We start from the raw sequence: 22,810 nt of genomic DNA, 5'->3' as shown, positions 1-22,810 counted from the left end.
TTGTGGCCTGGATCTCCCTTAGGGATGCTCCAGATCAGCGAAGTTTCCCCTCTCCCACCACAACCGGCGTCCTCTGTCCCACGCCAGCAGCGCGTGGATCCCAAGCCAAAATCCCGTCCACAGCCAGTTGTCCAGCCAGATCTTGGCCAAGATGGGCAGGGTCAAGCCCTCCGTTCCGCCCAGAACCAGGCCGGCTGCCAAGATCAGCCCTTCAAAAGCAAGGAACCCTAGGATCAGCATGGCTGGGATCCAAAGATAGTTCAGCAGCAATTGCCTTGGCCTAATAGGTTTGGACTGAGAAAACAGAGGTCGGTAGCCGGCAGCAAAAGCGACCCCCACCGTGCCGATCCCCAAGACCAACCCCCAAGCAAAAGAATCAGGTGTACGGGGATAGTTGTGCCAGGTGTAGCCAAAGATTTGGTTGGCCAGCCAAATCATCGAAGCGCTAATAATTGCCCTTTGGCGAGTTAACGTGGTGCCCGCGATGATGCCAACAGTTACAAAAGGAAGCGTGCAGGTATAGGCAATGTTGCTCAGGCAGCCGATGGTGGTAAATAGGCTGGGCCAAAATCGACCTTGGGCTAGATCTCGGCTGGCTTGGATCCAAATTACTTCTGGGATCCCGCGGCGAGGCTTGGGGATGGACTGGACAAGAGCTTGTAGGCTAACCATAGGCTAATCTCCAGGAAAAAGGTGAGCCTTCAAGGGGCAGTTCTTTAGCAGATGCTCCTGGACAATTTGCCGCGCTACTTGGGGGGTAACCCGCTTGTACCAGGTGCGATCTCCGGAGTAAAAAACCACCGGCCCTTGTTGACAGACTTCTAGGCATCCGGAAGTAATGACCTGAATATCCAAATTGGCTTCCCGCAGGGCCGATTGCAGAGCTTCCACAACGGGCTGATAGTGGCGAGAAGGATAGCAGCGGCTGGAACGGCAAACCGCCAAATAGGGCCGCTTGAGGGGGTTATCTTCATACGGGATCCGCTCTTTTCCCTCGACGTAAATGGCCCGCAGGCGTTCATAAAGGGAGAGCTTCTGATAGTCGGCTTTGCCTTCGGGCAGGTAGTCTTCTCCTGGCCCCAAAAAGGGACTGGGCAAAAAGATCTGCAGCAGAGATTCCTCTGCCCCGTTCCAAAATTGAATTCCCCATTGGCGAGGCTGGCGCTGCGGATTGAGGCGGCGATAGAGGGCGGCGCGGCTGACCAATCTTTTGCGGCGCAGTTCTAGGGGGGTTCGGCCATAGGGGCCGCCCCGGTGCTCTTCTAGACACAGATGCAAATGCCAAGTTTCGGTGGCCACGGTCAAATAGCCGTCGTAGAGCACACAGAGAGCAGGGGGATCCTTGAAGGCCGCCTCCAGCACTCCTCCCTCCACCACCTGGCCCACTTGGATCTCGGCCCAGCGCTCCTGAAAGAGCTCATAGAGCAATGGCCCAAGACAGTCGATGTGAGCCGGGATCCCTTCGTAAACGGTTGTCCAGCCGGTGGGGGAAACCTCTTGCCAAGTCTGGTTTAAGGGCGTGATCCAGGGACTGAAAGCGGCCATAGGTTGCTCCTATTGGATTGGCGGAATGCGGGCAATCACCCCCTTTTTGATGGGGCGCTCTGCCCAGGGCAGGATCCCATCGGGCTTTGTCAAATACAGCTCCGCCGTTTGTAAGATTGGCTCTACATCTTTTGGATCGAGATCGCCAAAGACATAGGTCATCTTCCCCGGGGCTGCTAGGGCAATCACGCAGGCATGGCTGCAGCCGCTCATACAGGCAACTGGCTTCAGGTGCAATTGGGAATTGAGCACTTGCGATTGCAAGGCGGCCAGGAGCATTTCTCCTTTGCTAGTCCCTTCTTTTTGGCCGTTCACCCAGCGAGATCCGCAGGTGGTGCAGATCCAGAGGTAATGTTCGGCCTCAGCTTGAGCCGAAGTTGTCGATGGAGAAAAGTTAGGAGATAGAGAGTTGGTTGAGATCGCCATAAGTTGCATCCAAACTAAACCGTAAAGCAGACAATCAACTTGGAAAGTTCTCGCTAAAAGTGGTCAGCCGGAGAGTTAAAAACAGCCTGGGATATCGCTAAAATTGCCCCCGCAAGTTCACCCTCAGCGTGCGGCCAACTCCGGGATAGCCGGGGAAAACTTCATACTGCTCATCCAGCAGGTTGTCGATCCCCAACTCTAGGCTCAGGGCCTCAGCCAACGGGATCCCGCCGCGCAGAGCCACGGTGGTGTAGCCTGGCAGGGATTCCGTATTGGCATTGTTGGTAAAAAAGCTCCCAATGTGATGGACCAAAATCGAGCCGTACCAGCCCTGCTCGTGGCGGTAGCTTAGGCCTAGATTGAAGCTATCGGCTCCTACAAAGGCTAGCTCTTTGCCAACTGTGGCCGGGTTAAGGGCAGCGCGGATGATGGGATCATTGAGGGTATAGTTGGCAAAAAGCGTCCAGTTTTCCCCCAAACGCAAATCTAAAGCCGCTTCCAGGCCGGTATATTCGACCAGCCCGATATTTTCATAGGTTCCCCGGCGCGGCCCAAGGCTGACAAAGGTGATGCCATCGCGGATGCGGTTGTGGGCAAAAGTCAAGCGCAGCAGGCCAAAATCTCCCAAGGCTTGATCTAAACCAATGTCAAAGCTTTCCCCTCGCTCTGGGCGGAGATTGGGGTTGCCATCCACTTCAAAAAAGCCGCGCAGCCGAAAGAACAATTCCGAGATCAAGGGGGTGCGAAAGCTGCCGGCGTAGCTGGCCCTCAAGGTAGTTCCCTCGGCAACTGCCCACCGGATCCCCACAGCCGGCGAGGTGGCCGAGCCGTTGGCCAAACTGCTGAAGTCCTGACGGATGCCCAGGTCGAGGTGGAACTGGGGATCCGGGCTGTAGTCCAGGCGGGCAAACAGGGCCCCCTGGTTAACCGTATCGTCGTAGTTGATATTGGCAGAACCCCTGGCAAAAGAAAAAGTCGTATTGCGGGCTGAGATAGAGCGATAATCTGCCCCCAAAACTCCCTCTAGGTTTTCGCCGGCCTGCCAAGCATATTGAAGCTGGGATCCCCAGCCATTGCGCAAGATGACGTCGCGGGATCCCTGGCTTTGCGGAGCGCTGAAGCGGTAGTTGAGATCGTCCAAAAAGACTCTTGCCTGCAGGGATCCTGTTTCCTGAGTCCACAGCCAACTGAGATCCAGCAGCAGATCGTTGGTGTTTTGCTCTGCGTCGGGAGAGGGAAACTCTACACTGCCGGGCACGCGAAAGGCTTTGTTGAGGTAGAGGGCGTTGGCTGTTAGGACTTGATCTTCGGCCAGTTGCCAGGTGAGCTTGGCCTGCAAGTTGTGGTACTCCACCGCCGAGTTTTCCCGCCTGCCTGACTTGCCCAGCCGCTCAATGGCAAAGGGAAAGTCGTTGTTACTTTGCAGACGGCGATAGCTGAGCACCCAGCCCAGATCCTGGGCTTGGCCGCGACTTTGGATCCCTTGCTCATTGAGACCGTAGCTGCCGACCGCCGCTTCCAGCACCGTCTCCGTTTCTGGCTGCGGCTCCACCGTGACGATGTTGATCACGCCGCCAACGGCGTCTGAGCCGTACAGGGTAGAGCCGCCGCCGGGGGAGACTTCAATTCGCTCGACGACATCGGTGGTGATTTGCGAGAGGTCAAACCCCCCGAAAAAACCCAGATCGTTGAGAGGGCGGCCATCCAAGAGCACCAATACCTGCGCCGTTCGCGCCCCTCGCATGAATTGAGAGCTAAGAGCTCCCAACTGAGTTCCCGCTGTGCCATCGCTGAGGATCCCGGGCAAGTAGCGCAGGGCTTCCTGCACCGTCCTTGCCCCTTGCTGGCGCATCTGCTGGCGGGTGATGACATAGACTGGGCGGGAAGACTCTCGCAGCAGGCCGGGACGGCGAAACGGGGTGGTGACGGGTTGATTCAAAATCTCGGCGCTGAGGCCGGTATCCAAGATTGCCTGCCCCCAGGCCGGGATCCCCAAACTCAAGATCCCCAGCCCAAGGCTGAGACATACAGTTACTTTCATCCGGTTGCTCCTGCTTCCGTGCGACGCGGAAGGGCTAAGCTTTGAGCCAAAGCCGCAGGCGGGCATCCTGACTGAGGTCCTCAGCCCATCACAGTTGCGGCACAGCGCCGGATTTGCAGCGGACTTTCCCCATTGCTTGCCCTGGCTGATCCCCAGGACAACCTGACGGCACGGCTTTCCTCCCCATTGCTCTGGAAAAAGCCGTGCTAGGCATCATACATTCCCTGCTGGGGAGTTCCTATCCTGCCGGGGGGGATCCCTGGGCAGTGAGGTCAACGGAAGATCATCTCCGCCACCGCGTCAAAGCCGGCGTCCAACAGCCGATCCAAGACTGACTGGGCCTGGCTGCGGCTGTCGTAGAGGCCGGCCTGCAGCACCCTCCTGCCGTTGAACACGGTCTCCACCGCTTCGGGGAGGAGCTGCCGCAGCCGCTGCAAATCGTCGCTGCCCTTGGGGGTCACCAGCACACGAAAGCGGGTGGCCGACTCTGCTGGGGCTACCGCCGGTTCTGGAGCCGCGGCAACGGGAACAGGGGGGGTTGTTGGGCTGCTGCCCGCTTGTCGGCGAGCCGGGGGTGGCAGGAGGGTAGTAATATCCGTGAGAGGAGCCACAGATTGCTGGCGGACGGGAGTGGCAGGAGCAGGCTCAACCGGTTGGGCAGGCGTGGTGGAGCCATCGGGGGTGAAGGGGACGGCAACAAACTCCTGGGGTTGAGCGCCTGCCGGCTGAGGGGGGGCACTGGGCAAAATGCGCCCTCCCGATCCCGCTGCAGGAGGGGGAACGGGGGCAGTCGATTGGGGCACCGTCACCACCGGCAAGGTGGGAGAGGCCGCCGCCGGCTGGGGATCCCTGCTGGGAGCCGGAGGCTCGGCCTGCGGAGTTGTGGGCAGCGTCAAGCCGCCTGCCGCAATGGGTGGCGGGGCGTTGCTGGGCAGCGCAGCCACCGTGGTCTGGCCGGCCAGATCCAGCTCCCCTTTGGTTTTGCCGGCCAGTTGGTTGCCATTGGCGTTGAGGCGCAGGCCGCGGGTGGCGTTGTGGATGTCGTACTGGCCGTTCCCCTCAAAGATGTTGTTGCCGGGATCCGAAGCCGTGCCCAAATCTGGCTGGGCGGTGGTGATAGCTGTCAGGCCAGTCTCCAGGTTGCGGGCAATGAGATTGTTGCGCAGGATGGGACGGGCGCTGCCGCCGACCACAATGCCGGTGCGGTTTTGCAGGATGCGGTTGTTGCGCACAATCGGCGCCGAGCGCTGGTCGATGGTGAGGCCAAAGCCGGTCTCTTGGAAGAGGTTGTTGACAATGGTGGGCTGGGAGGTGCCCAAGACGGAGATGCCGTTGGCCCCGTTTTTGTAGAAGCGGTTGCCTTCTATCCAGGGGTTGGAGGCGCCGGCGATGAAAATGCCGTCGTGGATGCTGCCCACAAAGCTGTTGTTGAGAATCCGCGGGGAAGCCGATTCTACCCAGAGGGCGTAGCCGCGCCGACCCTGGTTGCGCAGGGTAACCCCCCGCACCTCTGAGCCGGTCTCTGCCAGCAGGGCAACGTTTTGCCGGGCCAAGGTCGGGCTCATGTAGGTGCCGCCGCCATCGATCAGGTAGCCCTCTCCCAAGGTGGACTCGTCCCCGCGCAAGATAAGGCCGGCCTTGAGGCGGATGGGGAAGACTTCGCCGCTTTCTGCGCTGTACACCCCCGGCAGAAGCTGGATGATGCTGCCGGCTGGCGCCCGGCTGATGGCATGGGTGATGGTCTTGAAGGGGTTGTTGCGGGATCCATCCCCTTGGGTATCGCTGCCATTGGCGGCATCCACAAAAATGGCGGGGCGGTCGTCCGGCAGCGGCGGCGCTTGGGGCAGGGCCTGCTTCTCCAAAAGGCCGGTGTCCAGGGAAGTTTGCGCCCAACTGGGATCCCTTCCTGCCGCCAGCAGTAAGCTGGTGCTCAACAGCAAAGAGGTGGCCAGTCGCGTCAGCGTCGCGGAGCCGTGACGCTGCAACCGCAAGTCAGGCAGGACTGCTGTAAATTGGTGTTCGCCGGATTTCTGCAGACGGATGAACGATAAGGAAGAGATCATAGGAGTCATCCCCACACCAGGCTGGGCCAGAGAAGGAAGGAGGGTCGAGGCTATCCTACCAAACCTGACAGGCAGGATCCTGCCCTCTTCCCCAACTCCAAATACGGACTGATGCAGGCTTCTTTTTGTAGATCCAACGCTACCCCTAGAGTATACCCTTGCCATGACCGACGAAGCCCTTGCCCGCGAAGGCTCCTCCCAAGAGTTGCCGCTGGCTTCCCTCTCGTCTGGGCGCCCCCTGCTCAACCTGCTGTTGTTGGGGATCCCGGCCCTCCTGCTGCTCTTGGGCCAGTGGGCAGGGCAGCCGGCCCTGGGCTGGGGGGCGGTGCTGGCTTGGCTGGGCCTGGCCGGCTGGTGGGGGCAGCCGCTCTGGGTGCAGATCGGGCGCGACCTCTGGCAGTGGCTGACCACCTGGCCCAGCCTGGGGTGGGCGGCAGCAGCTCTCGGCTTGGCGGTGATGGGAGGATTGGTCTGGAGTGGAGCCTTCTCGGCCCTGGGATCCCTGAGCTGGGAGGCCATCGGGGCTTTGGGCGAGGTGTTCGGGGCTACAGGTCAGATCCTGATCGCCCTCCTGGCCGCCTACATCGCCTGGCGGCAGTACGTCATCTCCCGCGACCTCACCATCCAGCAGAACATCATCACCCAGCAGCAGACCATCGACGCCTACTTCGAGGGCATCTCCAACCTGGTTCTCTCCCCTGACGGGCAGTTGGACGACTGGCCCCTGGAGCGGGCCATTGCGGCCGGGCGCACGGCGGCGCTCCTCAACGGCGTGGATCGCTTTGGCAAAGCCAAGATCCTGCGCTTCCTCTCCACCGCTAACTTGCTTAGCCCCCTGCGCCGCGACGAACACCTGGGCCGGCCCATCCTGGACGGCAAAGGCGGCTACCAGCGGGATCGCCTCAACGGGATCCGGGTGGTGAATCTGGGCACCATGCTGGAAGGGGCCGACCTGCATGGCACCCTGCTGCGGGGGGTGGACTTCAGCGAGGCCAGCCTGGAAAGAGCCAACCTGCGGGATTGCGACCTCAGCCACACCAACCTCTGCGGGGCCAACCTGCGCAATGCCGACCTGCGCGGCGCCGATCTCTACCGCGCCCTCTTGTTTGTGGGATCCCTGCAGACGGCTTCTCCGGCTCAGCCAGGAAAAAAGCCCGATTTTAAAAGCGGGGCCTACGCCGGCGCCATCGTGGCCGGCGCGGACTTTCGCCGGGTGCGTCGCCTTTCCCCCGAACAAAGAGCCTACCTGGCCGCCTGGGGAGCCAAGCTGGATCCTGAGCCCCCGCTTCCCCTCAACTCCTCGGCCAGCCGTTTGGATCCCGGCGGCGAAACCGAGCCCTTACCCCCTCCTGCCGAGCCGCCGGCCTCCCGGAGGCCTTGATCCAGAGCCAATGGCCGGCAAACCTGGGTTCAACGCCAGCGCTGCCATGGTCATGGCAAACAGCCATGAAACAGCTTGTGAGTTGATCCCAGCTCCCCTCTCCCTCTGGGAGAGGGGCTGGGGGTGAGGGCCTGCCGGAGAACCGTTCAAGCTAGCCTGAAATAGCCCCAATCCCTCAATTGTTGGACATGGCCCGCTTGCTCACCAAGTTCTGGCTGCTGGAGCGCTACCTGTTTGGGCAGATGCTCACGCCGGTGCTGGCCGGTATAGCTGGGGGAACCCTGCTGCTTTTGGCAGGCCGGCTCTTTACCTTGGCCGAGCGGCTGGTCGAGGGATCCGTGCCGCCCCTGACGGTGTTGCGCCTTCTCATTTTGGATCTGCCGGAGATGGTGCTGCTGGGCATGCCCATCGCCGCTTTTTTTGCCACCATGCTCACCTTGGGCAAGCTGAGCGGCAACAGCGAGATTACCGCCATGCGGGCAGCCGGGATCCCGTTTACGCGCATTTTTCGTCCCCTGTTGCTGGTGGGTCTGCTCATGAGCCTGAGCGCTTTTTGGATCAGCAACGTGCTCCTGCCGGCCAGCAAACGAGAAATCCGCCAGATCGACCAGCAGGCGCTCCTGGCCCGGGCCACCACCCCGGTGCAATACGACGTCTTTTTCAGAACCGCCCGCGTTGGCGGGACGGAAGACAACCTCTGGTTTTTCATCCGCCAGGTGGATCCGCGGCTGAACACCATGCAGGATGTCACCATCTTGCAGGTGGATCCCTTGCCGGGGGGCAAGTACCAGTTGGCAGAGGTGACCCTGGCGGCCCAGGCGGTGTGGAATGGCCTGGACTGGACCCTCAGCGAAGGGGTGACCCACCGCTACGGCCCTGACGGCCTCAGCCTGGCCGAAGAGCCCTTCGACCGCAAGCCGCTAGAGGTCTCCCAAGATCTGGCCGCCCTGATGCAGCCGCCGGTTCCGCCCAACGAGCTGAGCCTGCCGGAGCTGGCGGAGCGCATCTCCCGCCTGGCCCGCTCCAACCTCAATACCCAGCCCCTGCGCACCGAGTTCCACATGCGCTTTTCCCTGCCCTTGGCCAGCTTTTTTGCCGTCTTGATCTCCCTTCCCCTGGGATCCACCACTGCGCGGCGGGTGGGCCGCTATGGGGGTGTCGTCTTCGGGATCCTGTTGGTGTTTGCCTACTACGTGGTGCTGAGTGTGTCTCGCAGCCTGGGCGAAGCAGGAGCCCTTCCCCCCTGGGCGGCAGCCTGGAGCTTCAACATCCTCTTCGGCGGCCTCGGCCTGCTGCTGTTGGCCCGCTTCCTGCGCTAGGGATCCCTTCTGGGCAGAGCAACCCCCGGCCTAACCAGGGATCCACCGGATCCCTATAGTTTCCGTCCCCTTGCGGGGAAAAGGTAGGGATCAACTCCGTGAAACCGGATGGCAAAGGCTGTTTGGTCCAACTGAGGTGTTTCCGTCCCCTTGCGGGGAAAAGGTAGGGATCAACTGGGAGAAGCGTACAACTTGTGCGCAAACATTGAGGACACAGTTTCCGTCCCCTTGCGGGGAAAAGGTAGGGATCAACCCTACCCCCGGAAAAGGCTGAATCCATAAGGTTTTCAAGGTGCGTTTGCGAGGGAGTACGGAGACTTCCCGAAACAGATATTAACACTGCTTCGCCGGATAAGCGCAAGTCGGGAAATTCGCTGTTTTGAGGGCATTATGTCACGTTTTTGGGTCAATTTGGGCAAGCAGTTCTAGATTCCTCTTAAAGCCTGGTGTTGCCAGGGGAAAGCTAACAACGGCTCGCCCCGACAGATTGCGCACAAAACTTTACAATTCCTGCCGCCCCCCGTCGGCCAGGGATCCCATCCCAGCGCTGGTCTGTCTAGACTGGAAGACAGCCCTGTGGGGATCCCTATGCGCATTGGTGTGCCCAAAGAGATCAAGGAGCAGGAGTTTCGCGTTGGCCTGACGCCGGCGGCGGTGCGGGCTCTGACGGAGCAGGGGCACCAGGTGTGGGTGGAGACCCAAGCTGGCCAGGGGGCGGGCTTTAGCGACGAAGACTACCAAAAAGCGGGGGCCAAGCTGGCCGCCACCCCTGAGGAGATCTACCGGCAGCAGTTGGTGGTGAAGGTCAAAGAGCCCCTGCCCGCCGAGTATCCCCTGCTCCACCCGGATCTGATCCTGTTTACCTATTTGCACCTGGCGGCCAGCCGCGAGCTGACTCAGGCCCTGCTGCGTTCGGGGGCCACCTGCCTGGCCTACGAGACGGTGGAGCTGGCCGATGGATCCCTGCCCCTCTTGATGCCCATGAGCATGATTGCCGGGCGGCTGTCGGTGCAATTGGGCGCCCACTACCTGACTCGCCAGCAGGGAGGGCGAGGCGTGCTGCTGGGCGGGATCCCAGGCGTGCCGCCGGGGCGGGTGGTGATCCTGGGCGGGGGCACGGTGGGCACCGAGGCGGCCAAGATGGCCGTTGGCCTGGGGGCGCGGGTGCAGATTTTGGACATCAACCTGCAGCGCCTCAACGAGCTGGAGCTGATCTTCGGCTCGCGGGTGGAGCTGCTCTACAGCACCGCCCAAAGCATCGAGGAATGTGTCCGCGAGGCCGACCTGGTGGTGGGAGCGGTGTTGGTGCCGGGCAGACGCGCCCCGGTTTTGGTGAAGGAAGAGCTGGTGGCCCAGATGCGGCCCCGCTCTTTGATCGTGGATGTGGCCGTGGATCAGGGGGGGTGCATCGCCACCACCAAGGCCACCACCCATGCCCAGCCGGTTTACGAAGCCTATGGAGTCTTGCACTACGGGGTTCCCAACATGCCGGGGGCCGTCCCCTGGACCTCGACCCAGGCGCTGGTCAACGCCACCCTCCCTTACATCTTCAAGTTGGCCAACCTCGGCTTGAGCGCCGCCTTGGAGCAGGACCCGGCCCTGGCCAAGGGGCTCAACCTCTGCGGCGGCAAGCTCATCCACCCGGCGGTGCGAGCCACCTTTCCAGACCTGGGCTAGCTCAGGCAGGGGTTGGCTCCCTGGGGAGAGATGCTACTGTCGCCAGGACAGGACATAGCGCTCCAGAGCCGCAAAAAAGGTGTAGAGCAAAATGCCCATAATGCCGAGGGCAACCAAACCCGCAAAGGCCAAAGGCACATCAAAAGAAGAACTGGCCGACACGATCAGGTAGCCCAGCCCCTGGTTGGAAGCCACCGTCTCCGAGATCACCGAGCCGACAAAAGCAAAGGAGATGGCCACTTTCAACGAGGCAAACAGGTAGGGCATGCTGTGGGGTAGCCCCACCTTGGTGAAGATCTCCCAAGAGCTGGCCCCCAGCGAGCGCAGCACATCTCGCATCTCGGCTTCCACCGTCTCCAGCCCCACCGCCACATTGACTGCAATGGGGAAAAAGGCCAGCAAAAAGGCCGTGATCACCGCCGGGATCGTGCCCAAGCCAAACCAAATCGCCAGCAGTGGCACCAAAGCCACCTTTGGGATGGTGTTAAACCCCACCAGCAGCGGGTACAAACACAGATGGGCCAGGCGGGAGCTGCCGATGATCGATCCCAGCAATATCCCCCCCACCAAAGCCAGCGCAAAGGCCAGCAGCGTCGAAGTGAGGGTGGTTAGGGAGTGACGCAGAATCACCGGGCTCCACTGGTTCATGGCTGCGAGGATCTGGGTGGGCGCCGGCAGAATGAAGCGAGGAACATTGAACAGCCCCACCCCCACCTGCCAGAGCACAATGGTCAAAACGATGGTGGCAGCAGGTAAAATAACAGAAGCCGCTTTGGTCTGCAAAAATCGGTCAAATGATTTTTTCATGGGATCCCTCGGCAGAGTTGGGCAGTAGTCTATCCAGGCTTGACTAGGCCAATGGCTGTTTAGCCTAATAGCTGCGCCGAATGTGCTTGCGCACTTCCGAGACCAAGTGGTGAAACTCGTCCGTCAGGCAGATCTCCAGCGGGCGTGGACGGGGCAGATCCACTTTGAGGGAAAAGATGATCTCGCTCGGTCGTGGCCCCATCACATAAATGGTATCGGAGAGGAAAACCGCCTCCCGCAAATCGTGAGTGATCAAAATGGCGGTGCAGCCGGTGCGCAGCCACAGCCGCTGCAACATTTCCCACATATCCTCGCGGGTCAAGGCATCCAGAGCAGCAAAAGGTTCGTCCAACAGCAGCAGCTCCGGCTGATGGATCAAAGCGCGGCACAAGGAAGCCCGCTGCCGCATTCCCCCGGAAAGCTGCCAAGGATAGGCTTTCTGAAAACCCTCCAAGCCCACGGTGGCCAGCAGCTCCAGCGCCGACTTCTCGTGCTGGGCCAGGTTTTGCTTGAAGGTGCGCTTGTAGGGCTCCACCACCTCCAACGGCAGCAACACGTTCTCCAGGGTTGTGCGCCAGGGCAGCAGCACCGGGTTTTGAAAGGCCATGCCCACACTCTTCAGGGGGCCGGCGATGGGCTGCAACTGAAAGTAGAGGGTGCCGCCATGGTCAGTGTTCAGGCCGGCCATCATCTTCAAAAGAGAAGTCTTGCCACAGCCGCTCGGCCCAACAATGGAGACAAACTCCGAGTGGGCAACAGAAAAGCTGACGTCGCGGATGATCGTGATTGGGGATCCCTTGGTGGGGTACTGCAGCGAGACGTGGCGCAACTCCAGAACGGGCTTGCCCGAAACAGCGGGGGAAGATAACCCACTTTGAACTACCCTCTGCGACTCCAACATTGACTCAACTCCAATGATTTTCATAGTGGCCCAAGTGAGGGCTGATCCCCCTGATCCAGACAGATGATGGCGGGAGCAATGAGGGTTGCAGGCCGGTTTATCTCGATTGGTATGGCCAACCCCATCCCCACTACATCAGAGAGAGGGGCAGCCAGCTGTGTTGCCAGATACTTTGTGGGCCGGTGAGGTCCCCCCATGTTCAGCTTCAGGAGATGTGGGATCCCCGAGGGCCCGGTCATCGAAGACAGTGACTGTCTATCAAGTAAAGCCCCGCCTACTGATGTTCGAAGACGTTACTGAAGCCCAACAGATCCAGCTCTACCAAAGTAGGCAAATGTTGGAAACACTGCTGCGCCAACTCCCAGCGTTCTTCCCGCCGTAACATCTCCGCCAACTTGTGGCGCACCGGGATCAAGTAACGAACATCGTTGGCCGCGTACTCCAACTGCTCCGGCGAGAGGGCCTGGACGTTTCCCCAGTCGGAGCTCTGGGCAGTTTTATTCAGCTCCACCCCGCACAGCTCGCCCACCACGTCCTTCAGGCTGTGCTTGCTGGTGTAGGTGCGGGCCAGCTTGCTGGCAATTTTGGTGCAGAAGACCGGCCAGGCCTGGATCCCCAAGTGGTAGCGCAGCATGGCCAGGTCAAAACGGGCGTAATGGAAGATCTTTTCGATGTTGGGATCCGTCAGCAGCCGCGCCAAATGGGGGGCCTGCTTCACGCCGCGGCTCAGCCGCAGCAGCACCACCTCGCCGGCAGCGTTGGCTATTTGCACCACACAGAGCCTGTCCCGCTGTGGGATCAGCCCCATTGTTTCGGTGTCCACAGCCAAGAGGGTTTCCCCGGCCAGCGCCTCTGCCACTTCGGGGGTGAGATCTTCGTCGCAGATCTGGAAAGGCTCTAGGGCCACAGGGATCCCTCGCTAACTTGGCGAGAGCAGCCGCCCGGCTGAGATACTTCCCTCGCCTGAAGACAAAAGTTTTTGACATCTCAACCAGCGCCGCTGGCCGACCAGCCCTGAGCAAACTCCACCCCCCTCGGAGACAGGAGATGCCCTCCCCTCGACTGAGACGGCCAGCAGCCTGGTTTTCGCTCGCAACGCTCCGCTCCTGCGGGCGGGGTTGTAACCAGCGGCTGGCAAGCTTGGCTCTACCAGCTTGCCTTGACCACGCCCGGCAGCAGGCCGCGGTGGGCCATTTCCCGCAGGCTGTTGCGGCACAGGCCGAAATCGCGGAAGTAACCCCGGGGACGCCCGGTTTTCCAGCAGCGGTTGCGCAGGCGGGTGGGCGAGCTGGCCCGAGGGAGTTTTTGCAGTTGGGCGTGCAGCTCCATGCGGGTGGCCTGGTCGATGTTGGGATCGGCCATGGCCGCCTTGAGTTGTTGGCGCTTCTCCCGGTATTTTTCGACCAAGCGTTGGCGCTTTTTCTCCCGCTCGATCATGCTTTTTTTAGCCACGGCTCACCTGTTTCCCCAATTTTTCGGCTTTACTAGGATAGCGGGCAACAACAATCTGCAGCAAGGGATCCCCGGTGGGATTCCCGTGGTCGACTGCTTGCCCTTGCGGCGATCTAGCTGTACAGGCCAAGTTGAGGGTGGGGGATGGCCCTTTCCAAAGTAATTTCGTTCATCGCTGCCAAGTTCAAGGTTTCCCCGGAGCAGATCGAAGCCGCCCGCGTGGTCATTTACAGACCGCCGGCGTTGCTGGCCGTGCTCAAGTCGGTTCCGCCGCTGCCCAAAGAGGTGCTGGCGGATCCCAGCTTGACCTACGCCTACCCTGCCCCCTTTATCGAGTGGTCGAAGCGGATGCACGGCCTGGCGGAATGGGACGATGTGCCCGCCCTCAGCTACGCCGACTACGTGGCGCAGATGGAGCTGGCCTTCATGCCGACGGACATTGCTGTCGAGGCCACCAACAAGGACTAGCGCAGGCGAAAAACCCGTTCTGAGGCCTGGCGGACAAACTCCTTGAGCCAGCCCGATTTTTGGGCGCTCTCCACCTGGGCCTTGACCACTGCCTGCATCCCCCCTTCCCCCCAGCTTTGGTTGCGCTGGAAATACTCGATGAAGCTTTTGCCGGCAATGCGGGTGAGATAGCCGGCGCTGGCCGCCTGGATGGGGGCTGTCGCCAAAAAGCCAACCACGCTCACCTCAGCCACGGTGGCCAGGAGCCCGGTGGTCAGTTGGAGCGCCCCCTCCACCAGCCCCAGGCCGGCCAGGGTCTTGGCCAGCGACAGGGCCAGCTCCCGCCCCTGCTGCAGGTTCATCTTGCAGCCGTAGAGGGATCCCAGCTCCACCACCATCTGGGCGTTGATGGCGGCAATGGCCAGCAGATCCAGCGCCGGGATGGGGTTGGCAAAGACCACGCCGGTCACGATCCACTGAAAGCGGTCGATCACCTCCTCCGCCTGGCGGCGCAACTGCGCCTGGATGATCCGCTTGGCCTCTTCGCCCAGTTGCTGGGATTGCAGCAGGGCATTGTCCAACGCCAGGGATCCCCCCTCGGCGTAGAGCACCGCCTGGACGCGATCCCGCACCGCCGCCACCTCCGGTTCCGGCTGCCAGGTTTGGGATCCCACCTGTACAGGGGCTGGAGCAGCGGCGGCCGGCAGCACATCTTCCGGTTGGATCAAGGGGTAAACCCGTTCCCGCAGCCGTTGCAGCAGGAGCCGCCGTTCTTCGGGGGTGTAACGGTCGATTTTGTTGAGCACCAGCAGAGCCCGCTTGCCCAGGGCGATCAACCGACGCAAGGGATCCACCTCCGACCGGCGCAGATCCCCGTCCACCACCACCAGCAGCAGATCGGCAGCTTGGGCCTGGGCCTGCGCCTCCTCTTCCCGCATCGCCCCTGCCGGCCCGATCTCCAAAATGCCCGGACAGTCCACGATCTGCACCGGGTGGGGGATCCCGGGCAGGTCCCAATCGTAAACCGCCACCGCCTGCGTGGTGCCCAGCGTTGCCCCCACCGCCCCCACCCGCCGCCCCAGCAGCGCGTTCACCAGCGAGGTTTTGCCCGCCGATCCGGTGCCGAAAACCACCACCTTCAGTTGCGGCTGGGCCAACTGTTGGGCCAGCCGGGCCGACCGTTCCGCCAGCGCCGCCCGCGCCACCTGATCCTGGATCTGCGCCATCTGAGCTTCTAGTTGCGCCAGGTTGCGCCGGGCTGCCTCCCACTTCTCGGCAGGAGTTGCCGGGGGAGCTGGCCTGGGAAGCCTCTCGGTTTTAGGGGCGGGGCGGAACAGAAACAAGTAGTAGATGGAAGCGGCCAAAAACACCAGCAGCAGCAACACCAGCACCCCGATCAACAGCCCCCCCAAAATCGGGTGGTAGCGGGTGGCGTAGTACAGATCCAAAAACGATTGGATCAGCCAGACGATCAGGCCCGCGAACGAGGCCAACAGCGCCAACAGCAGCAGCAAGCGCAGATAGGGAACTGTTCGCATAGGGATCCAGGGCCACAACCGTTCGCGTCAGCGGGACGGAGTCCTTTTGACTTTACCCGCGGCTAAGCATGTCCAACTACTCAGATCTCGCCTGTCGGCAGCACTGCCCCTGCAGCCGGCTCCTCTTGTTCACAGCGGGATCCCCCCTCCCCTTTCAGGATCTGTATGGCCTGTGGATCCCCATCCACTTTCACCTGCAGATGGCGCAACTGCCAGGCTGAGCCGGCCACCCCCCGCTCCGACTCCACAGCCACCTCGCCGGTGCGCCGGGATCCCGTGATCAAAAAGGACAGACAGGCCCAGCCGGCTTGCTCATCCTCTTGAAAGCGCAGCCGCGAGGGCCAGCCCGGACGCAGGGGATCCCCCAGCCGCTCCACCACCACCGCAGTCTGTTCGAGCCGCTCCACCGCCAACTGGTAGGTGCGATAGGCGCCTGAAGCCCGGATCCCATTCCAGACCAGGATCCCTGCCCCCGCCAGCCCCAAGCCCAGCACCGCCAGCAGGCCCAGACAGCCGCATCCACAGCAGCCCAAAGGGGCGGCACAGCCGACTTTTTGGGGGCTTTCCGACACAGCCAATCGCAGAAGTAGGACGCCCCCAAACTAACACAGAACAGCTGCGCTGCCCCCTGAGGGGGGAGCCAGCTCTCCCTTGGCAGGGATTGCAGAAAGTAAAGTCTGGACAGGCCTACGCCATTTGTCGGTAGTTGCAAGGCCTCTTCGTTTCCGTATTACTACAGACAGTGGCTCGAAAAAATAGGATGTCGGCCAAGTTAAGCAAGTTCAGACAAGCCATTTGCAAGTTTAATTTTGCACTGCCCCATCAATGGGATCCCTAAGTATCCAATTGCTGCTCCGGCTTCGAGTTAGACGTGAAAGTCTAACGCATCGCCGATCCTAGGTTTCTCTCCGCATGGGATCTGAGCAAAGTCGAAGCTTATAAACCCGTGAAAGGCCCGGGATCTTGGGCAGCGAAAAAGCCGGCAAAGTGCGTATATCCAATCCGCCATTCGGCGGAGTCCATTTCAGAGGGTCTTGCCGAGAATGAAACCAGCGAAAAGTCTCAATCCAAGAGCATCCCCACCATGAGCGAGATCAAAAGCACGATTGTGCAGCAAATTATTCAAACTGCCATGATGACCGGTCTGCTTACCGCTGCTCAGGAACACGAACTTAACGTCAAAGTCTTCCAAGAGGATTGCTCCGAGGCTGACCTCTTCCTGCTGCGCCGCCTGCACCGCTGCCTACGCCAGGGATCCATCCGCCGGATCCCGGCTTTGCACAACACCATAGCCGTTGGCCGCTTTGGCCCTCCCTTGCGCCCGCTGCCCGACAGAGCCGAAGAGGCACAACTCCAGCCGGCAGGGCTAAGCGTAGTGCGCAATCCCAAAGTTGGCTGATGGTGGTGCCGGGGGGCGTCTTCTACTTCGGAGAAACAACTGCCGGCAGGGGATCCGGTCGCAGCAGCCGCTGACAGAGCTGGGCGATCTGGGTGGGGCTGGCTTCGTCCAGCCAGCGGTGAAAAGCTTGGGATTCTTGAATGCGGCCCAGCAGCCGTGTTGGGATCTGCTCCGGCCCCTCCAATTCCGCCAGCCACTGCCAGGGCAAGCCGGTTGTCGCCGCCAGGACATGGGGATCCCATTGTCCCGTCCGCCCCAATTCCTGGAGTCGGGCGATTTGGTGGGGGAGGCGCTTCCAGTGATGACCAGAAGCGGCCAGGATCAGCGTTTGCGGCTGCACCTGCTGCAGCAGTTGGGCTAGATTTGCCGGCAGCCAGGGCCAGCGGGCCAGCAGCAGAGCTGTTTTTGCCGACGGGAGGAAGTCTTGCTCGAGAGGAAGGGCCTGCCCATCGTAGCGGAAGACTTCTTGGAGGGAATCCGGCAGGGGGCGTTGCCGGTAATCCTGGATCCGAAGGCTGGGGGCGGAAACGGTGGGCGCCTGCCAGTCGCCAGAGGGGCGCACCGCCAGCACTTTGCCCTGCCAGGGCTGCTCGGCTTCCAACTGCAGGGCGATGTCCAAGGCCTGGCATGCTTGCCACCGCTCCAGCTCTTCGCCGGCTTCCCAAAACCAGAGGGCACGGGATCCCAGCTCAAACTTCAGGTGGCGGCCATTCTGGGAAGCCCTCAGCCTGACGCTGCCGCGGCGAACGTTCATCAAGGCTACGACAGGGTTGGGGTTGCCGTGGCCAAAGGGCTGCAGAAGCTGCAACTGCCGATACACCTCGTCCAGCTCTGCCACCCCATCCCGGCCCTGAGAGGCCAACCGCTCCCAATCGATAACAATCTCCACCGCCAAGGCGCGAGCTTGGCGATCCGGGCCGACCCGCGCGGCCAGCTCCCGCCGCAAAGCCAGTTGTACGGCGGCCAGGCAGGACAGATCCACTTGGATCCCAGCGGCCATGGGGTGGCCGCCTCCCCCCAGCAAGAGGGGACGCACAGCCTCGATGGCCTCCACCAGGTTCACCCCCGGAATCGAGCGGCCCGAACCATAGCCCCGTCCCGTCCTCTCGTCTTTGGCAATCAACACCGTCGGGCAACCGTACTGCTCCGCCAAGCGCGCCGCGGCGATCCCCAAAACCCCCGGATTCCAGCCGCTTCCGGCCAAAACAATTGCCCGCTCCCGCGCCAGATCCAAGCTCTCCACCTGTTGGCTGGCCTCTTGCAGAACCTGTTGGGTGAGTTGCCGACACTCCTCATTGAGGGCAACGAAATGCTCCACCAGCGTCTGGGCCCGCTGCGGATCCGAGGTGGTCAACAGCTCCACCGCTAGGCTGGCATCGTCCCAGCGACCAATGGCGTTCAGCTTGGGGGCAAGGCGAAAGGCGATGTCCTGGGCTGTCGGCGTTCCTGAGGATTGGCTGTTGCTCACCCAATCCAAAAGAGCCCGCAGCCCCGGACGCTGGGTGTTGGCCAGCACGGGCAGGCCCCGCTGCACCAGGTAGCGGCACTCCCGCTGCAACACCGCCACATCGGCCACGATCCCCACCGCCACCAGATCCAGGTACTCTTCTACACCAGGGATCCCCAGCGCTTGGTAGAGGGCCTCCGCCAGCTTGTAGGCCACCCCCACCCCCGGCAGAAAGCGCAGCGGGTGTTCCTCTGGCAGGCGCAGCGGGTTGACCACCGCATAGGCAGGGGGCAAGGGATCCGGCAGGGCGTGGTGATCCGTCACGATCACGTCCACCCCTTGGGCTTGGGCCAGAGCAATCTCGGCAGCATTGCCTATGCCGCAATCCACCGTCAGGAGCACCTGGCAGCCTTGATCCAGCACCTGCTGCAGCCGCTGAGGGTTCAAGCCATGCCCTTCGGTGCTGCGCAGCGGTAGAGTGAACTGGACTCGGAAGCCCAAGGTTTGTAGCGCCGAGAGCAAGAGGCTGGTGGCGGTAACGCCATCGCAGTCGAAGTCTCCCCAAATGCAGAGGGTTTCTCCTCTTTTTCTTGCCTGCAACAGCCGCGCCACCGCCCGCTCCAGATCCGGCAGGGATCCCGCTGGCGTGGGAGAATACTGATTAGGATCGACAAAAGCCCGCGCCTGTTCTCGGCTGTGCAACCCCCGCAGAGCCAGCACCTTGGCCGCATACTTGCCGTACTCTCGGCTCAGCTCCGGATCAAATTGAGGCGGGGTGGGCAGCAGATCCCAGCGGTATTCCATGCAAGCTCGACAGGAATAAAACTCCCTGGGAGCCTATCAAAAACTGCTCAGGGAGAAAAGCAGCTTGGGATCCCGGAAAGCAAAAGCCGGGGTGAGCGATCCCTGCCAACCTGCTATTGACAGCAGTGAGAGGCCACGCAGCAAGGGGAGGGGTGGGCGTGGTCATGGGTGGCACAGGCTTGGCTGCAGTAGAGTTGGCCTTCGTAGCGATAGCCTTGGCTGCTTTCGAAGCTGCAGTTGCAGTGGTCACAGGCGCAACGAACAAGGGTGGTAGCAGACATGATTTTTTCTCCTTGCTTGAACTGAGGGATCCTCTTGTCGAAGATCCGTGTTGCTATACCCTAGCAGTTGCTCGGCAGCGGCGCCGGAACAAGAATCAGACTCATTTGTGACGATTCCAAATCGCAGCAACCACAACTCCCCTCTCCCAAAGGGAGAGGGGCTGGGGGTGAGGGTATCCTGGCTGAGGTTAAGAGAAGCCCATAGCCCTCTAGCCGGTTATTGACTATGATGCGGGCGTGAGGTGTGAATAAGTACCTAGGTGATGGCCACCCAAAGGATTTGCTTTGCCCAAGTCTCAGATGTTCACCTAATGCCGGAGACAGGGTGCCGCTGCTGGTGGATGTCCGATTCCCCCCGCCGCCAGTTGGAAGCTGCCGTTGCCCATCTCAACCAAGTGCCGGATCTGGACTTTGTGGTGTTCACCGGCGATTTGGTGGATCAAGCCGATCCGGAGAGCTTTGAGGTGTTCCAGGAGATCCTCGCCCAACTGCGGGTGCCCTACTACCTCAGCCTCGGCAACCACGATATCGACACCTTGGGGAGGGAGGGGCGCTTCAACCGGGAGCAATTTATCCGCTGGTGCCAACGTCAATTTCCGTTGCCCCTTGCCCCCACAGGCTATGTCGATTACAGCCTTTCCCCCCTGCCTGGGATCCGCTTGATTGCCCTCGATGCCAGCCTGGGCCAGTTCCCTCTGCCCCAGGGCGTGCTGCGCCCCGCGCAACTGCGCTGGCTAGGCGAACATCTACAAGCGGTGCCGGAGGAATGGCTGATCCTGCTCATCCATCAGCCTCCCTTTATCTCCCCCACCCAAATGGATGCGGTTTTGTTCCGCAAGTACCGGCTTCGCAGCGAGCAAGCTGTAGCTCTGCATACCCTCTTGGCCGACCACGGGCGGGTGGTGGCAGTGTTGAGTGGACATCTGCACGTGCCGAAGGTCTATGTGCAGGACGGAATCCCCTACCTGACAGCGCCGCCTCTGGTGGGGCCGGTCTCCGCTCTGCGCGTGTTTGAGTTGGACGTCAACCCACGGCGAGGGGTGTTGCGCTACCACTGGGTTCACCTGCCGGAGCCGGATCCCAGACCTCTCTGGCATGGCCTGGTCATGGGAGTTCGGCGGGATCGCTGGGGACAAATCCCCCTGCGGGCCAAAGGATCTCGATCCCTGCCCGCCGTTGCCCAGTAGCCAAAAATCCTAAACCTTGACCGAATTAGTGTAGATTAAAAAGGCAAAGAGCCTTGGATTCGATGTCTTCCCCCTATGACTGCAACCCTTTCTTCCTCCGGCCACTGGGAGCTGGCGGCTCAGGCGTTACGAGAGCAGTATCAGCCGCAGGTAGCTTCTCTGAGCGAGCGATTTGAGCCTTTGTCGGCGAGCGACCTGCTGGCCTGGGCCGTTGCGGAGTTTGGGGACGGGCTGGTGCTGGCCTGCAGCTTTGGACCGGAAGATCTGGTTCTCATCGATCTGCTCACGGCCATTCGCCCCCAGGTGCGCGCCTTTTTCCTGGATACCGATTTTCACTTCCCGGAAACCCTGCAACTGCAGCAGCAGGTGTTGGCCCGTTACCCCCATTTGCAGCTGGAGATCTTCAAACCGCTGCTCACCCCCGAAGAGCAGGCGGCGCAATATGAGCCGGAGCTGTACCGCACCAACCCTGACCTCTGCTGCAGCCTCCGCAAGGTAGAGCCCCTGAATCGCGCCCTGGCCAACTGCACCACCTGGATTACGGGGATGCGCCGCGAGCAATCCCCCACCCGCGCCGATATCGGCAAGGTGCAGTGGGATGGCAAGCGCAACCGCCTCAAGCTCAACCCGCTCGCCGACTGGACAAACGGCCAAGTCTGGAAGTACATCCTCGACCACGGGATCCCTTACAACCCCCTCCACGACCGCAACTATCCCAGCATCGGCTGCATCCACTGCACGGCGCCGGTGGAGCCGGGAGCGGATCCCCGCTCTGGCCGCTGGAAGGGCACAGCCAAAACCGAGTGCGGCCTGCACACCTAGCCTATGAACCCTTCGCCTGTCCTATGAGGTGGCTCAGTTTGAAGTCAGCCCCGGCTCTGAAGCCGCTTTTGAGGCTGCCATCGCGCAAGCCTTTGTCTACCTACAACAGACCGATGGCTATCGGCAGCACCAACTGCAGCGCTGTTTAGAGCACCCTCAGCAATACCTGTTGCTGGTACACTGGGGATCCCTGGAGGCCCATTTGGTTAACTTCCGCCAATCGGAAAACTTTGTCCGCTGGCGCGCCCTCCTCGAGCCCTACTTTGCTCGGCCACCGCAGGTGTTGCATTACCAACTGCTGCCGGGGTTGACCTGATCAGAGGCAGCGCGAGCCTAGGGTCGCGCTGGTGCTGCAAAGCAATGGCGGCCTTCCCAGTCCAGGAGCAACTGGGGTGGGGGGAGTGCTTGCCGACGGGAGCGCAAAGCTCTTGCTACCCTAGTCGAAGGATGGTTTCGTGGTTGGCCAAGGTAGAGGAGGATTTGCTGTGTGAGCAGGTACGGGAGGGATTTCACGCTCTCTCCGATCCGATTCGCCTGCGCGCGCTGCAACTGTTGCGTGGGCGGGAGCTGTGCGTTTGCGATCTCTGCGAAAAGCTGCAGGTAAGCCAATCCAAGCTCTCGTTTCACTTAAAGACCTTGCGAGATGCGCAGTTGGTCAACGCTCGCCAGCAGGGGCGCTGGATCTACTACAGCCTCAACCCACCTCGCTTTCAGCTCTTGCAGCATTTTTTGGATAGCCTAGGACAAGCTGCGCCCTCTGAGGTTGCCGTTCCCTGTGCGGAGGATCCCTAGGTATTTATCCTCGATTGAGGCGCAGGTTGCTTGCCCTGCCGCCCTAGCCCTGGGGGGGGGACGCCACAACCCCCGCTACAGGGCCTACGGCCCGCTGACGTGAAGGAATCTCAAACTGCCTCAGCAGATACTTCCTCCTCAGATTCACCCCCCACCCTGTCTTGGTGAAACCTGACCAGAAGTTTCCGCATCTGAGAAGCCGTCTGCCGACACTCTCGGCGAACAGCTACCTTGACACTCCCACCGCCTAAAGGCGGGGGATTCTTACGCAGTCCACAAAAGAACCCGCAACGGCGTTGTCAAAGCGCCTCTAGACAGTTCCTTAACGCAAAGCCCCAAGGTTCTGCTGACTTTCTTAAGCAGGTTGGCGGCAGCATTCGCCTCAGCCCAGAGGGTCTCCACCCGTCGGGTTTTTCACCATAATTAGGTACAGCCTGTTAAGGGCTCAAGGGGTACAATAGCAGCACTTAGCAAACCAACT

Annotated in this window: 22 protein-coding genes and 1 riboswitch; of the genes, 9 read left to right on the top strand and 13 right to left on the bottom strand. The window is 61.2% G+C overall.

All coding sequences use genetic code 11. The features are described 5' to 3' along the window. Positions 1–18 precede the first annotated feature (18 nt). The 5 genes from GG26_RS10175 to GG26_RS10155 all read right to left on the bottom strand — a co-directional run bounded on the left by GG26_RS10175 (position 19) and on the right by GG26_RS10155 (position 6,075). Positions 19–672, bottom strand: a complete 654-nt coding sequence (locus GG26_RS10175) for a hypothetical protein (protein ID WP_011429977.1) — start codon at positions 670–672, stop codon at positions 19–21. 3 nt (positions 673–675) lie between these two features. Continuing rightward, a complete protein-coding gene (locus GG26_RS10170; protein WP_414390378.1) occupies positions 676–1,545 on the bottom strand; it encodes a (2Fe-2S) ferredoxin domain-containing protein in 870 nt (289 codons plus the stop codon). A gap of 9 nt (positions 1,546–1,554) precedes the next feature. Beyond that, complete coding sequence (locus GG26_RS10165; protein WP_011429979.1) at positions 1,555–1,971, bottom strand: DUF1636 domain-containing protein; 417 nt, start codon at positions 1,969–1,971, stop codon at positions 1,555–1,557. A gap of 97 nt (positions 1,972–2,068) precedes the next feature. Then, positions 2,069–4,012: a TonB-dependent receptor gene (locus GG26_RS10160; protein ID WP_414390375.1), complete on the bottom strand. Its 1,944-nt coding sequence runs from the start codon at positions 4,010–4,012 to the stop codon at positions 2,069–2,071. 39 nt (positions 4,013–4,051) lie between these two features. Further along, a riboswitch (cobalamin riboswitch) is annotated at positions 4,052–4,193 on the bottom strand. 91 nt (positions 4,194–4,284) lie between these two features. Then, positions 4,285–6,075, bottom strand: a complete 1,791-nt coding sequence (locus tag GG26_RS10155) for a DUF1565 domain-containing protein (protein WP_414390372.1) — start codon at positions 6,073–6,075, stop codon at positions 4,285–4,287. Between the two features lie 163 nt (positions 6,076–6,238). On the opposite strand from GG26_RS10155, the gene GG26_RS10150 reads away from it, so the two are divergent. The 3 genes from GG26_RS10150 (at position 6,239) to ald (ending at position 10,452) form a co-directional block, all read left to right on the top strand. Continuing rightward, on the top strand, positions 6,239–7,456 hold the full coding sequence (locus tag GG26_RS10150) for a pentapeptide repeat-containing protein (protein WP_011429982.1): 1,218 nt from the start codon (positions 6,239–6,241) through the stop codon (positions 7,454–7,456). A gap of 188 nt (positions 7,457–7,644) precedes the next feature. Further along, the gene (locus GG26_RS10145; RefSeq protein ID WP_011429983.1) at positions 7,645–8,775 is read left to right on the top strand and encodes an LptF/LptG family permease; all 1,131 of its coding nucleotides are present in this window, start codon (positions 7,645–7,647) and stop codon (positions 8,773–8,775) included. A gap of 588 nt (positions 8,776–9,363) precedes the next feature. Next, positions 9,364–10,452, top strand: coding sequence for an alanine dehydrogenase (ald, locus tag GG26_RS10140; protein WP_414390369.1), 1,089 nt, complete (start codon positions 9,364–9,366; stop codon positions 10,450–10,452). A 33-nt stretch (positions 10,453–10,485) separates the two neighbouring features. Here the strand turns inward: ald and GG26_RS10135 are convergent, their stop codons facing one another. From GG26_RS10135 to rpsN, 4 genes are all read right to left on the bottom strand, one after another. Continuing rightward, positions 10,486–11,259 (bottom strand): ABC transporter permease, encoded by a 774-nt coding sequence (locus GG26_RS10135; protein WP_414390367.1) that lies wholly within the window; start codon positions 11,257–11,259, stop codon positions 10,486–10,488. 64 nt (positions 11,260–11,323) lie between these two features. Next, the gene (locus GG26_RS10130; protein ID WP_414390364.1) at positions 11,324–12,160 is read right to left on the bottom strand and encodes an ABC transporter ATP-binding protein; all 837 of its coding nucleotides are present in this window, start codon (positions 12,158–12,160) and stop codon (positions 11,324–11,326) included. Positions 12,161–12,434: 274 nt separating this feature from the next. Continuing rightward, a complete protein-coding gene (locus GG26_RS10125) occupies positions 12,435–13,067 on the bottom strand; it encodes a ribonuclease D (protein ID WP_414390361.1) in 633 nt (210 codons plus the stop codon). A 239-nt stretch (positions 13,068–13,306) separates the two neighbouring features. Beyond that, positions 13,307–13,612, bottom strand: coding sequence for a 30S ribosomal protein S14 (gene rpsN, locus GG26_RS10120; protein WP_011429986.1), 306 nt, complete (start codon positions 13,610–13,612; stop codon positions 13,307–13,309). A gap of 144 nt (positions 13,613–13,756) precedes the next feature. Here rpsN and GG26_RS10115 point away from each other — a divergent pair, with 144 nt between their 5' ends. After that, entirely contained in the window at positions 13,757–14,080 is a 324-nt protein-coding gene (locus GG26_RS10115) for a hypothetical protein (protein ID WP_011429988.1), read from the top strand. Here GG26_RS10115 and GG26_RS10110 read toward each other — a convergent pair. Then, positions 14,077–15,597, bottom strand: coding sequence for a YcjF family protein (locus GG26_RS10110; RefSeq protein ID WP_011429989.1), 1,521 nt, complete (start codon positions 15,595–15,597; stop codon positions 14,077–14,079). The two genes, GG26_RS10115 and GG26_RS10110, sit on opposite strands and share 4 nt — an antisense overlap. A gap of 80 nt (positions 15,598–15,677) precedes the next feature. Beyond that, complete coding sequence (locus tag GG26_RS10105; protein ID WP_011429990.1) at positions 15,678–16,169, bottom strand: cytochrome c oxidase assembly factor Coa1 family protein; 492 nt, start codon at positions 16,167–16,169, stop codon at positions 15,678–15,680. Positions 16,170–16,681: 512 nt separating this feature from the next. Here GG26_RS10105 and GG26_RS10100 point away from each other — a divergent pair. After that, complete coding sequence (locus GG26_RS10100) at positions 16,682–16,996, top strand: hypothetical protein (protein WP_041438224.1); 315 nt, start codon at positions 16,682–16,684, stop codon at positions 16,994–16,996. Between the two features lie 22 nt (positions 16,997–17,018). Here the strand turns inward: GG26_RS10100 and recJ are convergent, their stop codons facing one another. Next, positions 17,019–19,247: a single-stranded-DNA-specific exonuclease RecJ gene (gene recJ / locus GG26_RS10095; RefSeq protein ID WP_414390358.1), complete on the bottom strand. Its 2,229-nt coding sequence runs from the start codon at positions 19,245–19,247 to the stop codon at positions 17,019–17,021. A gap of 113 nt (positions 19,248–19,360) precedes the next feature. Continuing rightward, the gene (locus GG26_RS10090; RefSeq protein ID WP_083759159.1) at positions 19,361–19,528 is read right to left on the bottom strand and encodes a hypothetical protein; all 168 of its coding nucleotides are present in this window, start codon (positions 19,526–19,528) and stop codon (positions 19,361–19,363) included. Between the two features lie 263 nt (positions 19,529–19,791). Between GG26_RS10090 and GG26_RS10085 the strand changes: the two genes are divergently transcribed. The 4 genes from GG26_RS10085 (at position 19,792) to GG26_RS10070 (ending at position 22,329) form a co-directional block, all read left to right on the top strand. After that, entirely contained in the window at positions 19,792–20,715 is a 924-nt protein-coding gene (locus GG26_RS10085; RefSeq protein WP_011429994.1) for a metallophosphoesterase family protein, read from the top strand. 75 nt (positions 20,716–20,790) lie between these two features. Continuing rightward, on the top strand, positions 20,791–21,537 hold the full coding sequence (locus tag GG26_RS10080; RefSeq protein WP_011429995.1) for a phosphoadenylyl-sulfate reductase: 747 nt from the start codon (positions 20,791–20,793) through the stop codon (positions 21,535–21,537). Positions 21,538–21,565: 28 nt separating this feature from the next. Then, positions 21,566–21,853: an antibiotic biosynthesis monooxygenase family protein gene (locus GG26_RS10075; protein WP_011429996.1), complete on the top strand. Its 288-nt coding sequence runs from the start codon at positions 21,566–21,568 to the stop codon at positions 21,851–21,853. Between the two features lie 131 nt (positions 21,854–21,984). Further along, complete coding sequence (locus tag GG26_RS10070) at positions 21,985–22,329, top strand: ArsR/SmtB family transcription factor (protein ID WP_011429997.1); 345 nt, start codon at positions 21,985–21,987, stop codon at positions 22,327–22,329. Positions 22,330–22,810 lie beyond the last annotated feature (481 nt).

The sequence above is a fragment of the Synechococcus sp. 'PEA 65AY6A-5F PE A' genome, from assembly GCF_047462575.1.
GTDB lineage: Bacteria > Cyanobacteriota > Cyanobacteriia > Thermostichales > Thermostichaceae > Thermostichus.
Note: the sequence above shows the minus strand (reverse complement) of the source record. Positions and strands in the feature narration are given on the sequence as shown.